At 69.2% G+C, this 12,659-nt stretch carries 12 protein-coding genes; 4 read left to right on the plus strand and 8 right to left on the minus strand.

Features of this window, described 5'->3' with window-relative positions:
• Positions 1 to 271: 271 nt before the first annotated feature.
• The 4 genes from CIK77_RS14450 to CIK77_RS14465 form a co-directional block, all read right to left on the minus strand.
• A complete protein-coding gene (locus tag CIK77_RS14450) occupies positions 272 to 1,645 on the minus strand; it encodes an FAD-dependent oxidoreductase (RefSeq protein WP_087055018.1) in 1,374 nt (457 codons plus the stop codon).
• A 47-nt stretch (positions 1,646 to 1,692) separates the two neighbouring features.
• A complete protein-coding gene (locus tag CIK77_RS14455; protein WP_442923150.1) occupies positions 1,693 to 2,742 on the minus strand; it encodes a polyprenyl synthetase family protein in 1,050 nt (349 codons plus the stop codon).
• Between the two features lie 92 nt (positions 2,743 to 2,834).
• Positions 2,835 to 3,551, minus strand: coding sequence for a bifunctional demethylmenaquinone methyltransferase/2-methoxy-6-polyprenyl-1,4-benzoquinol methylase UbiE (gene ubiE, locus CIK77_RS14460; protein ID WP_087055016.1), 717 nt, complete (start codon positions 3,549 to 3,551; stop codon positions 2,835 to 2,837).
• 10 nt (positions 3,552 to 3,561) lie between these two features.
• Positions 3,562 to 4,125, minus strand: a complete 564-nt coding sequence (locus tag CIK77_RS14465) for a DUF402 domain-containing protein (RefSeq protein WP_087055015.1) — start codon at positions 4,123 to 4,125, stop codon at positions 3,562 to 3,564.
• A 143-nt stretch (positions 4,126 to 4,268) separates the two neighbouring features.
• Here CIK77_RS14465 and CIK77_RS14470 point away from each other — a divergent pair, with 143 nt between their 5' ends.
• A complete protein-coding gene (locus CIK77_RS14470) occupies positions 4,269 to 5,597 on the plus strand; it encodes an isochorismate synthase (RefSeq protein ID WP_249268592.1) in 1,329 nt (442 codons plus the stop codon).
• Between the two features lie 147 nt (positions 5,598 to 5,744).
• Here the strand turns inward: CIK77_RS14470 and CIK77_RS14475 are convergent, their stop codons facing one another.
• The 4 genes from CIK77_RS14475 to CIK77_RS14490 all read right to left on the minus strand — a co-directional run bounded on the left by CIK77_RS14475 (position 5,745) and on the right by CIK77_RS14490 (position 10,172).
• Positions 5,745 to 6,878, minus strand: a complete 1,134-nt coding sequence (locus tag CIK77_RS14475) for a glycerate kinase (RefSeq protein WP_087055013.1) — start codon at positions 6,876 to 6,878, stop codon at positions 5,745 to 5,747.
• 116 nt (positions 6,879 to 6,994) lie between these two features.
• Positions 6,995 to 8,761, minus strand: a complete 1,767-nt coding sequence (gene menD, locus CIK77_RS14480) for a 2-succinyl-5-enolpyruvyl-6-hydroxy-3-cyclohexene-1-carboxylic-acid synthase (RefSeq protein ID WP_087055012.1) — start codon at positions 8,759 to 8,761, stop codon at positions 6,995 to 6,997.
• Between the two features lie 25 nt (positions 8,762 to 8,786).
• The gene (locus tag CIK77_RS14485; protein WP_087055011.1) at positions 8,787 to 9,248 is read right to left on the minus strand and encodes a PLD nuclease N-terminal domain-containing protein; all 462 of its coding nucleotides are present in this window, start codon (positions 9,246 to 9,248) and stop codon (positions 8,787 to 8,789) included.
• A gap of 141 nt (positions 9,249 to 9,389) precedes the next feature.
• Positions 9,390 to 10,172, minus strand: a complete 783-nt coding sequence (locus CIK77_RS14490) for a GntR family transcriptional regulator (RefSeq protein ID WP_087055010.1) — start codon at positions 10,170 to 10,172, stop codon at positions 9,390 to 9,392.
• Between the two features lie 150 nt (positions 10,173 to 10,322).
• On the opposite strand from CIK77_RS14490, the gene CIK77_RS14495 reads away from it, so the two are divergent.
• Genes CIK77_RS14495 through ehuD form a run of 3 tightly spaced genes read left to right on the plus strand, consistent with a single transcriptional unit; the run spans position 10,323 to position 12,628 of the window.
• A complete protein-coding gene (locus tag CIK77_RS14495) occupies positions 10,323 to 11,234 on the plus strand; it encodes a transporter substrate-binding domain-containing protein (protein ID WP_087055009.1) in 912 nt (303 codons plus the stop codon).
• A 21-nt stretch (positions 11,235 to 11,255) separates the two neighbouring features.
• On the plus strand, positions 11,256 to 11,972 hold the full coding sequence (ehuC, locus tag CIK77_RS14500; RefSeq protein ID WP_087055008.1) for an ectoine/hydroxyectoine ABC transporter permease subunit EhuC: 717 nt from the start codon (positions 11,256 to 11,258) through the stop codon (positions 11,970 to 11,972).
• Entirely contained in the window at positions 11,969 to 12,628 is a 660-nt protein-coding gene (gene ehuD / locus CIK77_RS14505; protein ID WP_087055007.1) for an ectoine/hydroxyectoine ABC transporter permease subunit EhuD, read from the plus strand. The genes ehuC and ehuD overlap by 4 nt, the downstream gene beginning before the upstream one ends.
• The last annotated feature ends 31 nt before the right edge of the window (positions 12,629 to 12,659 follow it).

Here is a 12,659-nt window from a genome sequence, read left to right on the forward strand (position 1 = left end):
GAACGCGCCCGTCCCCTCACCGTGGGCGGGCGCGTTTCGCATGTCGTGTCACCTCGTTTGCGCCGCCGTCGGCGATGCCGCCGCCCGACGCCGACGAGCGCACAGACGAACGGCGCCGCCACGCCGACGCGCCCGTACGCCACGGCCTGCGCCCGCGCGGGGGCGACCCGCCTCGTTTGCGCCGTCGTCGGCGATACCACCGCTCAACGCCGACAAGCGCACAAACGAACGGCGGTCCGAACGCCCGCGCCGCGGGTGGGCGCCGCGGAGGCTACTCGCCGCGCGAGATGCGCACCATCTCGTCACGTGGCACGACCTTGACGCGATCGCGGCCCTGCGGTTCTCCGAGGCCGACCTCGTGCTCGTCGAGGCGGTGCCAGCCGCCGAGGTCGGTCCACTTCACACCGCGCGAGGCGAGCAGCTCAGGGATCGCCGTCTCCTCCGGCGCCTCGGGGTGCCACCACGAGCCCTGGTCGTTGACCAGGTGCTGCACGGTCTCCATCGCGTCGGACTTGGTGTGGCCGATCAGGCCCACAGGGCCGCGCTTGATCCATCCGGTCGCGTACATGCCGGGCATGATGGCATTCGAGTCCTCCGAGAGCACCTGGCCCTCGTGGTTCGGGATCACGCCGTGGCGCGAGTCGAACGGCACACCGTCCAGCGGCGAGCCGAAGTAGCCGACGGCCCGGTAGAACTGTCCCATCGGCACCTCTCGCAGCTCCCCCGTGCCCTCGATGCCGCCATGCCCATCCGGACTTGTGCGCTCGTACACGAGTGAGGTGAGACGCCCCTCCTGGTCGGTCTTCAGCTCCACCGGATTGGCCCAGAAGTGCAGGTGCAGCCGGCGCGAAGCTTCTCCGCCCGCATTGTTCGCGCCAGGGCGCTGTCGCCACGACTGCAGCACGCGGTCGATCACCTTGACCTGCTTGTTCGACTCGATCGCAGCGCGTGAGGCCTCGTCGTAGTCGAAGTCCTCGTCGTAGACGACCATGTCGACGTCGCGCAGCTCGCCGAGTTCGCGAAGCTCGAGCGGCGTGAACTTCACCTGCGCGGGGCCGCGGCGCCCGAACACGTGCACGTCGGTGACGGGCGATGACTCGAGCGCCTCGTAGACGTTCTGCGGCACCTCGGTCGGCAGCAGGTCCTCGGCGTGCTTGGCGAGGATGCGCGAGACGTCCAGAGCGACGTTGCCGTTGCCGAGCACACCGACGGATTCCGCGTTCAGCTCCCAGGTGCGCGGGACATCCGGATGCCCGTCGAACCAGCTCACGAAATCCGCGGCGCCGTGCGAGCCGTCGGCGTCGATGCCCTGAATGTCCAACGAGGCGTCGCGCACGGCACCGGTGGCGAAGATGACCGCGTTGTAGTGGCGCTTCAGGTCATCGAGTGTGACGTCTTCGCCGAAGCGGACGTTGCCGAAGAGGCGGATGTCTCCGCGGTCGAGCACGCCGCGCAGCGCATTGATCACGCCTTTGATGCGCGGGTGGTCGGGGGCGACGCCGTAGCGGACGAGACCGTACGGGGCCGGCAGGTGCTCGAACAGGTCGATCGACACGTCGAACGAGCGCTCCAGCTTGAGCAGGATGTCTGCCGCGTAGATTCCCGCGGGACCCGCTCCGACGATTGCCAGCCTCAGCTTGGTCATGGATGTCCTCTCACTTGCGATGTCACCGCTGCGGCGGTGAGGAAGATTCAGCTGTCGCGGTCGACGAGCGTGCCGGCGAACCGGGTCAGGGCCTCGCGCACGCCGCCGCGGGGCAGCGGCTCCAATGCGGCGGTCGCCTCGTTCGCCCACGAGGTGGCCAGCTCACGCGTGCGCGCCGTGACGATGTGGTCGCGCAGGATCTCGACGCAGTCGTCGAGGATCGCGGGGGCGGCCCCGTCGGCGATCCGCGCGACGCCGTCGTCGATGCGCGCCTTCAGCGCAGGGTCCGCCTCGCCCAGCAGCAGATAGGGCATCGTCGGCACTCCGGCGCGCAGGTCGGTGCCTGGAACCTTGCCGGTTTCGGCGGGGTCGGCTGACAGGTCGATCACGTCGTCCATGAGCTGGAACGCGACGCCGACCTTCTCGCCGAAGGTCCGCAGCGGCTGATGGAACCGTCCGTCCGCACCGGAGAACAGCGCCCCTGCATGTGCCGCCGCGGCGATCAGCGAGCCGGTCTTGTCACTGAGCACCCGGATGTAGAACTCGATCGGGTCGTCCGTCTCGCCCGCCCCGATGGTCTCGTGCATCTGACCGAGCACGAGTCGTTCGAACGTCTCCGCCTGCAGCTTCATGGCCTCGGGGCCGAGCTCGGCCATCAGCACGCTGGCGCGCGAGAACAGCACGTCTCCGGTGAGGATCGCGATGCTGTTGCCCCACACGGCGTGGGCGCTGGCGACGCCGCGACGGCGGTCCGCCTCGTCCATGACATCGTCGTGGTACAGCGATCCGAGGTGGGTCAGCTCGAGCGCTCGTGCGGCCTTGACGACGCCGTCCGTCGCGCCGTCGCCGAGCTGGGACGAGAGCATCGCGAGCATCGGGCGCACCCGCTTGCCACCTGCCTCGTACAGGTAGCGAGCGGTCGCATCGACGAGCTCGTCGGTGGAGTGCAGATCGCCGGCGAGCTGCTCCTCGACGCGCTCGAGGCCCGCCTCGATCTTTCCGACGAGGCGGCGCGCGGCTGGGGTCGCGAAAACACGGTCGTTGAGACCGAAACGGCTCGCCAGGCGCGAGCCCGAAACCTGGGGGCCCGAAGTCACCATGCCAGCCTACAAGGCGCCGACCCGTGCGAGATCCGCCCGTAGGCTGATCTGAGCGGCCGCGACGTACATCCGGAGGATGGTGTGCGCCGTCACTCCGGCTTGGCCGCCCTGTGCAGCGCCACGAGACCGAAGGTGAGGTTGCGGTAGGCGACGTCCGTCCATCCGGCCTCGCGCATCCATCCGGCGAGCGCCCGCTGGTCCGGCCACGCCGCGATCGACTCGTTCAGGTAGTCGTAGGCGCCGCCGTTCGAACCGACGAGGCGCGCGACGATGGGCAGCACACGCGAATTGTAGACCCGGTAGAAGCCCCGGATGAGCCGGTTCGGCGGGGTGGAGAACTCGTTGATCACGACACGGCCGCCCGGTTTGGTCACGCGCAGGAACTCGGCGAGGGCTCGCTTCGGGTCGTCGACGTTGCGCAGGCCGTACGACATCGTGACGGCATCGAAGGAGTCGTCCTCGAACGGCAGATCGGTGGCGTCGGCGTGCACGAACTCGAGGTTCCTGACGTCGCCGTGCCTGCGCCTGCCCTCGGCGAGCATGCCGGATGAGAAGTCGGCCGCGACGACGTGCGCGCCTTCACGAGCGAGCGATGCCGACGATTTCGCCGTGCCCGCCGCGATGTCGAGGATGCGCTGGCCCGGCTGCGGGTCGACGGCTCGCGTGGTGGCGCGACGCCATGCCGCGTCGAGCCCGAAGGTCATCGCGACGTTGGTCGCGTCGTACCGGTCGGCCACCTGGTCGAACATTCCGCTCACGCGCTGGGGGTCCTTGCCGAGATCCGCGCGGTTTGGCTCAGCGTTCATCCGTTCGAGACTAACCGGGTTGATGCGTGGGGCGCGACCGCGGCACCTCGGGCAGCTCGCCGAGCACGTTCAACCAGCGGTCCGGCGCGGCGTCGTCGAAGGGCGGCTCGTATGCGGCGACGCGGCTCTCGAGGTCGCCCGCAGTCCGCTCGAGCGCCGAGATCACGTCGGCGGGGTAGCCGTACAGCTCGCGATGCTCCTCCCACTCGTCCTCGTCATCGATGAAGACGGTGCCGTCGACGCGGCGCACCACGTCGAGGTCCATATCGATCGCGGTCGGCCTGCCGTCGTGCCAGCGCACGTCCCACGCGATGTCGATGTAGATGCGGGTGCGCTGGGGTGCGGCGTTCACAGTGAGCACGTAGTCGGTCCGACCTTCCGGCATCAGCGCGACGCTCGCCGACGTGAGCAGCATGTCTCGCCCAGGACGGAATGAGCGCCACCCGACGCGCTGGCCGAGCCAGTCGCCCCACCTGTCACTGCCGAGGTACACGCACTCGTGCTCCCAGTGCGGTGAGCCGTCCCACTTTCGCCATTGGAAGGACACCTTCGTACCTGGTGGGGGAACCGACATACCCCGAGCCTACGCGCTCGACCCCGGCGGCCGAGATGCGCACTTCTCACCGAGATGCGCACGTCTGGACGGGGTTCTGTCGACGAAGTGCGCATCTCGACGGCAGGCGGCAGGCTTTCAGCGGGCCGGAATATGGTGGTCTCGTGACGACTGATGAGCGACTCTCCCTGCCGAAGCTCGTCGCGACGACGCGCGAGGTCCCGCCGCTGGACGACCCGCTGCTGCACGCCTCCGCCGGAGACCCCCTCGCGTGGATCAGGCGCGGCGACGGCATCGTCGGGGCCGGACCAGAGCTGCTCCGCCTCGACATCGGCGAGGACAGCCGGTTGGAGGCTCTCACCGACATCTGGCACGCGATCGTGCAGGCCACCGACGTCGACGACGAGGTGCAGCTGCCGGGCACGGGCTTGGTGGCGTTCGGCGCCTTCGCCTTCGACGAGGCCTCCGATGCGCCGAGCACGCTGATCGTCCCCTCGACCGTGATCGGTCGGCGAGGCGGCAGGCACTGGATCACACGGATCACCCGAGCTGAGGGCGCAGACGTTCCGGATGTCGACGAGGTCGGCTACGGTCCGCAATGGTCGGCGACCCTGGGCCCTGGCCGGATGGACCCTGCGGCGCACAGCGACGCGGTGCGCGATGTGCTGGGCAGGATCGCCGACGGCGAAGCCGAGAAGGTCGTGATCGCGCGCGACATCTCCGGCACCGTTCCCGCAGGCGCCGACCTCCGACGCCTCGTCAGCGAACTCGCTCACGGCTACCCCGACACCTGGACCTTCGCGGTCGACGGGCTGATCGGTGCGAGCCCGGAGACGCTCGTGACGGTGTCGGGCGGCACCGTCACCGCACGCGTCCTCGCCGGAACGATCCCGCGAGGTGCCGACGCCGACGAGGACACGGCGCTCTCGGTCGAGCTCGCCAAGAGCGACAAGAACGTCGAGGAGCATGCGTTCGCCATCGCGAGCGTGCTCGAGGCGCTGCGCCCGTACACGGCGACTCTCGAAGCGTCGGAGACGCCCTCGCTGCTCCGGCTGCCGAACCTGTGGCACCTTGCCACCGACGTCACCGGCACGCTGTCGAACGGCGCGTCCGCGCTGAACCTCGTGCGCGCGCTGCATCCGACCGCTGCGGTCGGCGGCACGCCGCGCGACGTCGCGATGCGCATCATCCGCGACGTCGAACCGTTCGACCGCGGCCGCTATGCCGGACCCGTCGGCTGGATCGACGGCAACGGCGACGGCGAGTGGGCGATCGCGCTGCGGTGCGCGCAGTTCGGCGGTGCCGGCGACACGACCTCGACCGGAGACGACGAGGGCGACGACCCGGCCGCCGCCGACTGGTCGCGCGGCGCGAACGCGACGCGCCGTGTCACCGCCCACGCCGGCGGCGGCATCGTCTCAGGCAGCGTACCGGAATCGGAGCTCGACGAGACTCGCGTCAAGTTCCGCCCCATCGTCGACGCCCTGGCATAGCGGCGGCGCCCGGTGCGGCCGCGCGCAACACAACAGATTGCGCATCCCCACACACGCCACGACGCAATGCGTGTTGGGTTGTGCGCATCGTGTTGCCGAATGCGCGCCGTCCGGCGGCGACGCACGGTTCGGCCACATGGCTCGAGGTCAGGACACCAGTGCGCGAGCGGCCTCGGTGAGCCAGCGCGCCGGGTCGGCCATGGCGGCATCGGATGAGCCCGCCAGGTCGGTGAGACTCGCGGCGCCGGCGAACGCCGACGTGTCCGCGTCGTCCGCGATGCGGCCGGCGACGAGGGCGACAGGCACGCCGGCCTCACGCGCCGACGCGGCCACGTGCGAGGGCACCTTGCCCGCGGCGGACTGTCCGTCGAAGGACCCCTCGCCTGTGATCACCAGGTCGGCTCCCACGATCGCCTCGCGCAGCCCGATCAGCTCGGCCACGCGCTCGGCGCCGTTGGTCAGATCGGCGCCCCATGCCAGCAGACCATAGCCTGCCCCTCCCGCGGCTCCCGCGCCAGGCTCATCCGGATCGGCCTCTTGTGCGACGGATGCCGCCTCGCCCTGCGCGGCGCGCATCCGCTCGACGAGGTTCGCCAGCGCCGCGTCGACGGGCGCGGGGTCGGTCAGTCCCTTCTGCGCCCCGAACACCGCGGCGGCGCCGCTCGCCCCGAGCAGCGGATTGGTCACGTCGGTGAGCACCTGCACCCCGGCATCCGGGAGCGCGCGCAGGCGGCTGAGATCGACCTTCCGGATGTCGCTGAGGCCTTCCGCTCCCGGAGCGACTGCCATGTCGAACTCGTCGGTGAAGCGCGCGCCCAGCGCGGTGAGCATGCCGACGCCGCCGTCGGTCGATGCGCTCGAGCCGATGCCGAGCACGAGTCGCGACACCCCGTGGTCGAGCGCCTTCGCGATCGCCTGCCCGAAGCCCAGGGTCGACGCCTGCCATGGGCGCAGCTCACCCGAGAGCAGTTCGATTCCGGATGTCGAGGCGAGCTCGATCACGCCGGTGCCCTGGGGCGCGTCGTCGGCGGGCGGCAGCCACACCCATTCGGCATCGACCGGGAACACCGCGGGTCCGGTCACCTTCACCGGAGTGCGGCGAGCCCCCTGCACGGTCTGCGCGATCGCGTCGAGGGTGCCCTCTCCCCCGTCGGCCATGGGCATCCGGATGATCTCGACACCGTCGCCCAGCCCGGCGGCGAGCGCGTCGACCACCTCGGGGGCCGTTGCCGTCCCTTTGAAGCTGTCCGGGGCGATCACGATGCGGCGCTGCGAAGTCATGCGTCCATTCTGTCGCTTTCCATCACGCGTCCATCACAACTCTTCATTTCTGGCACATCTCCGGTGGTGCGCCCACCCGGAGATGTGCCAGAAATGAAGAATCGGGCGGATGGGGGTCACCGCGGAAGCGGCACCTCGATCAGTCGCATGCCGTCGGTCTGCGCCAGTGCCGCGGTGAGCGCGGCGGGCGAGTCGGCGCGCGCGTATGCCCAGCCGTAGGCGGCCGCGAGGTGCTGGAGCGACACCGCCTGAGGCGTGTACTGCACGCGGTCCATGGCCGCCGGTCCCGCGAACTGCGCGACCTCGAGCCCGTCGAAGATCGAGCCTCCGCCGTCGTTTCCGACGATCACCTGCATGCGCGGCGGCTGCTCGCCTTCCGGAATCAGGAGCGCACCGACGTCGTGCAGGAACGCCAGGTCGCCGAGCAGCACACGGGTGACGCCGCCGACTGCCGCACTCCTCTGCTCCGCCTCGGCGCCGTTCGCGGCATCGGGGGCATGCCCGTCCTGGCTGGCGAGCGCGATGCCGAGCCCGGTCGCGATCGTGCCGTCGATGCCGGCGAGGCCTCGATTCGCGTGCACCCGGATGTCGCGGGGCGGCAGGGTGTCGTCGGCCACGCGGACGAGGCGGCTCGAGCCGAACATGAGGCGATCTTCCGGGCCGCTGGCCCGCCACACCGCGGCGACGAGCTGCTCGCGATCGATGGTGTCGGCGGCCTCGGAGATCGTCGCGGCGGGTGCGGTGCTGCCGGCAACGGCATCGTGCTCCGCCGACCAGCGGGCCCATGCAGCGGCCCAGGCGTCGTCTTCCTCACCCGGCCCGACGGCGATTCCGGATGCCTGACGGGTCGCACCGTTCAGATCGAGCGGCTCGCCTCCGCGCCTGACGGCGACGACTTCGACATCGCCGCGCGAGAGCAGCGCCGTCTCCTCGCGGTTCAGCGTCGGGTGCCCGAACACGATGACGCGCTCGATCCTCGCGCCCAGGTCGCTCTGCCGCAGCGCGACCCGGTATCCGGCGACCGGACGCGGGCCGCGCCGCGCACCGCTGACCACCTCCGCCAGCAGGGGCCAGTCGCCTTCCTCGGCACACGCGATCGCCTCTGCCCCCGCGTCAGCACCGGCGAGCACGACAGTGCGCGGGCCGCGGTCGAGCACTGTCGGAGCGATCGCGACCGTCGGCTTCGCCTCGGCCTCTGAACGCACGGCCTCGGCGTCGACGAACTCCCCGAAACCGGCAGGCAATGGGCCGGCCAACGGCTCCCGGAACGGCAGATTGAGGTGGGCCGGACCGGCGACGCACAGGCTCGAAGCCGGCGCGGCGGTCGACGTCTCGCGGCTCGAGCTCGCGAGGTCACGCCCCCCGTCACTGTCCCGGCCAGCGGATGCACCGCTCACGGCCGCACGGAACGCATCGACCGCAAGCGATCGGAACTGATCTGCCTCGCCGTCTTGCCCATCCGGAACCGGAGCATCCGCCATCAGTCGCACCGCCCCGCCGAAGATGCCGACCTGGTCGGTGGCCTGATTCGCGCCGACTCGGCGCAGCTCCGGGGGACGGTCGGCGGTCAGCAGCAGCAGCGGCACTCCTGCGTGGTGCGCCTCGAGTACCGCAGGCAGATAGTTCGCCACGGCGGTGCCGGATGTGCACACCAGCGCGGCAGGAACGCCCGACTCGCGCCCGATGCCGAGCGCCAGGAACGCCGCGGCGCGCTCGTCGACGCGCACGTGCATCCGGATCGTGCCCTGCCGCTCCAGTTCGGCCGCCGCGAGCGCAAGCGCCTGCGACCTCGACCCTGGGCTGACCACGACGTGCCGCCCGCCGAGTGCCACGAACGCTTCCAGCACCGCGCCAGCCGCGCCGGTGGCCGGGCTGGGACCCATCCTGCCGGTTCCTGTGTCCGGTGACTCAGCCGCGGGCATCCGGGCGGCCGTTCGGCCCGTCGCCCGCTCCGCGTGAATCGGCGTCCCCGGACTCGTCGGAGTCGTCCCCGCGCCCCTTCGGCGAGTCGTCATCCTCGCCGTCGTCCTCGCCATCGGCTTCGCCCTCGTCGTCCTCTTCCTCGTCGAGCTGGCGAAGTTCCTCTTCGAGCTGACGGATCCGCTCGTCGGATTCCTTCGCAGCGGCTTCGCGCAGGAATGTGGGGTCGTCGTCCGGGGCGTCGGGCACCGTGAAGGTCTCGGCAGAGCCGCGGGAACGACCGATGATCCACCACAGGATGCCGCCGATGACCGGAACGCAGGTGATCACGACCCACGCCGCTTTCGGCGCACCGCGGTGGCGCGTCGCGGGCTGCACAGCGCAGTCGATGATGCTGATCACCGTGAATACGACCGCGGCGACCGCGCCGATCAAGAGAAGTCGGGCCATACCTCCAGCCTACGCCGCGCACCTATGTGCGGGCGAAGTGAGCGTCCGCGGAGCCCACGAGAGGCACCGTTGCTGTCCGGATCAGCGACCGCAGCGGCGCATGTCGGCTGGAAGGGCCCGTTGGTGACGGGAAGGTGCTGGTCAGGGAGAGTCAAGGCGAGGGAATGTCGCCGGAGGGTGCCCGAGGGTGGTCTCAACGGTCTCGGTCTGCGCGTCCTTGCCGGTGAGACGGGCGATGGCTTCCTCGAACTGGCGCGAGAGCGCATCGGCGGCGGCCTCACCGTCGCCCGAGGCGATCGCGTCGATCAGCTCACGATAGGTCGGTGAGACGGAGCGCCGCACCTGATAGCCGTTGCTCGCGCTCAGACTCGCGATGCGCGTCTCGGCGAGCAGCGTATCGATGCGCGAGGAAAGCCGCGGGCTGCCGACCAGTCTCACCAGCTCACGGTGGAAGGAGATGTCGGCATCGCCGATCGGTACGGCTTCGTCCCCCTCGCTGACGGCGACCAGCCTGGCCAGGCAGGCCTCCAGTTCCGCTGTCTGCACCCGCTCCGGACGCTGCGCAAGGCGACGCGCCGCGTGTGCTTCGACTGCGAGCCGCGCTTCGTACAGATCGGCCACCTCATCCGGGGCGATCCGGCGCACGCGCATGCCACGGCCGGGATGCGAGACGAGAAGGCCTTCCTGCACGAGCCGCTGGGCCGCCTCTCGCAGGGGCCCCCGGCTGACCCCGAGCTGAGCGGCGATCTCGACCTCGCCGATGGGTCCGCCCGTGGGCAGATCACCGGTGAGGATCGCCTTGCGCAGCTCGACGGCGACCATGTGGACGGTGGACATCCGCTCGAGGGCGACCATGGAGCGCTGAGCACCAGCAGCCTGGGGCTTGGGCACCTCGCCCCTCCTCTCGCTCAGCAGTTCTCGCATGCGTCCAATTCTCGCACCGCACCGATTGTGTCTGATTGTCTACACGAAGACAATTAGATTGATTTGAAATTGACAGTGTGGAATCGTGGGGCTCGTCCTGTAGCGGCGCGCGCACTCGCTCGCGCCGCCCACACCTGGAGAGGAATCACGATGATTCGACGCAGTATCACGACCGCCGGGCTCGCCGGACTCGGGATCGTTGCGCTCGGCTTGGCCGGATGCACGTCAACAGCGCCCGAGAACTCCGAAGGTGGCGAAGGTGGCGGGAGCACCCTCGACACGCTGCGGGAAGAGGGCACCATCACGCTCGCCATCAACGGTGAGCAGCCGTACTCCTGGCTCGACGCCGATGAGCCCACCGGAGCCACCATCGCGATTCACGAGCAGATCTTCAGCAACCTCGGAATCGACAACATCGAGGTCGAGCAGGTGGACTGGGACAGCCTGATCCCCGGTCTGAACGCCGGCCGGTGGGACGCGGTGAGCGCTGGCATGTCGATCACGCCGGAGCGCTGCGAGGAAGCAGCATTCAGCGACCCCGAGATCATGTACACCACGACGCTCGCCGTCCCCGCAGGCAATCCGAAGGGGCTCAGCGACCTCGACTCTGCGCTCGACTCGGGCGGCGACGTCACGCTCGCGCTCCAGACCGGCGCAATCGAGGACGGCTACGTCGAGCAGCTCGGCGGCTACGACAACATCGTTCCTGTCGACAGCGCGCAGAACGGTCTGGAGACCGTCGAAACCGGTCGCGCCGACGCCTTCGCTCTCACAGCGGTGTCGCTGGACTGGATGACAGAGGACAACGACGCGCTAGAGACCACAGGTCCGTTCGTGCAGGAGATCGACGGCATCAAGCAGATCGGCTCCGGCGCGACGGTGTTCCGTCCCGGCGACACCGAACTGCTGGACGCATACAACGAGGAGCTCGCGAAGATCACGAGTGACGAGCAGGCCTATCTCGACCTGGTGGAGCCGTTCGGCTTCAGCGCAGAGAACCTGCCGCCGGCTGATCTCACCACGGAGCAGCTCTGCTCGGGTGACCTCGAAGACGTGCAGTAACGAACGGCTGATCGGACTCTCTTGAGCGAGAACTTCGACACGCTCGGGCGCGCGCTGCCTCAGCTTCTGGACGGCCTGCTGATCACCGTCCAGTTGACCTTGGGCAGCGCGCTGCTCGCGCTCGTGGTCGCCGTCGTGCTGGGCCTGACTGCCCGGCTCGACAACATCGTGCTGCGTGGCATCGCGCGCTTCGTCATCGAGTTCTTCCGCGGCACGTCTCTGCTGGTGCAGCTGTTCTTCTTCTTCTTCGTGCTGCCGCTGCCGCCGATGTACGTTCAGCTCCCTGCCGTGGTCTGCGGTGTGCTCGGCCTCGGTCTCAACTACGGCGCATACGGTGCTGAGGTGGTGCGCGGATCGATCAACTCGGTGCCGCGCGGGCAGTGGGAGGCGACGACGGCTCTCAGCATGGGCCGCGCGCAGCGGATGTGGCGAGTCATCTTTCCGCAGGCTTGGGCGCTGATGATCCCGTCGCTGAACAACCTGCTCATTCAGCTCCTCAAAGGCACGGCCGTCGTCTACCTGATCTCCATCGTCGACCTCACCGCGAGGTTCAATGACCTGCGCCAGGAGACTGGAGACGTCTTCTTCACCTATTCGATTGCGCTGGTGACCTACTTCATCCTCGCCTACATCCTCTCCACCGGTATGAACGCCTTGGAGCGGCGTGCCAAGCGCAAGCTCGGACTGAGCACCACGGGCGTCTTCTCCATCCCCGACGCAAAGGGGGTCGCCGCATGATCGACTCGACCCTCTGGAGATGGGACCACGTCTGGGCGGCTTTGCCCGACATGCTGCTGAAGTTCGTCACCGTGACGCTCCTGGTGACCATCATCGGCAGCATCATCGCTGCCCTGCTCGGCCTCCTGATCGCCCTGCTGCGCCGCTCAGTGCCGCGCCCGGTCGCCGCCATCATCACCTTCGTGGCGGACTTCATCCGGATGACGCCTATCATCATCCAGCTGCTGTTCATCTACTTCGCCTTCACCAGCCTCGACCCGATACTGATCGGCATCGTGGTGTTCGGTGTGCACTACGCCACCTTCATGTCTGAGGTCTACCGCGCAGGAATCGACTCGATCCCGCGCGGGCAGTGGGAGGCGACCACCGCGCTGTCGATGCCGCGAGGACGCACGTGGACAGCGGTGATCATCCCGCAGGCTGTGCGCGCCACCGCACCTGCACTGGGGAACTACGTCATCTCGATGTTCAAGGAGACGCCCTTCCTGACCGCGATCGCCGTGGTCGACATGCTCGGTTCCGCCATGGCCTACGGCGGCTCTCACTTCCGTTCCATCGAGGTCGTCACCATTGCCGGGCTCCTCTTCCTGATCGCCAGCTACCCGACCTCGCTGCTCGTCACCCGATTGGAGAAGCGCCTTGCCTTCACATCATGACCAGGGGTCAGACGCACCCGTCACAACGCAC

This window comes from Microbacterium sp. JB110, assembly GCF_003335195.1.
In the GTDB taxonomy this organism is placed as follows: domain Bacteria; phylum Actinomycetota; class Actinomycetes; order Actinomycetales; family Microbacteriaceae; genus Microbacterium.

Coding starts and splice junctions, on each gene's coding strand:
- CIK77_RS14450 (WP_087055018.1), bottom strand. CDS start 1,645: ATGACCAAGCTGAGGCTGGCAATCGTCGGAGCGGGTCCCGCGGGAATC.
- CIK77_RS14475 (WP_087055013.1), bottom strand. CDS start 6,878: ATGACTTCGCAGCGCCGCATCGTGATCGCCCCGGACAGCTTCAAAGGG.
- CIK77_RS14495 (WP_087055009.1), top strand. CDS start 10,323: ATGATTCGACGCAGTATCACGACCGCCGGGCTCGCCGGACTCGGGATC.
- ubiE (WP_087055016.1), bottom strand. CDS start 3,551: ATGAACGCTGAGCCAAACCGCGCGGATCTCGGCAAGGACCCCCAGCGC.
- CIK77_RS14465 (WP_087055015.1), bottom strand. CDS start 4,125: ATGTCGGTTCCCCCACCAGGTACGAAGGTGTCCTTCCAATGGCGAAAG.
- menD (WP_087055012.1), bottom strand. CDS start 8,761: ATGGGTCCCAGCCCGGCCACCGGCGCGGCTGGCGCGGTGCTGGAAGCG.
- ehuD (WP_087055007.1), top strand. CDS start 11,969: ATGATCGACTCGACCCTCTGGAGATGGGACCACGTCTGGGCGGCTTTG.
- CIK77_RS14490 (WP_087055010.1), bottom strand. CDS start 10,172: ATGCGAGAACTGCTGAGCGAGAGGAGGGGCGAGGTGCCCAAGCCCCAG.
- CIK77_RS14485 (WP_087055011.1), bottom strand. CDS start 9,248: ATGGCCCGACTTCTCTTGATCGGCGCGGTCGCCGCGGTCGTATTCACG.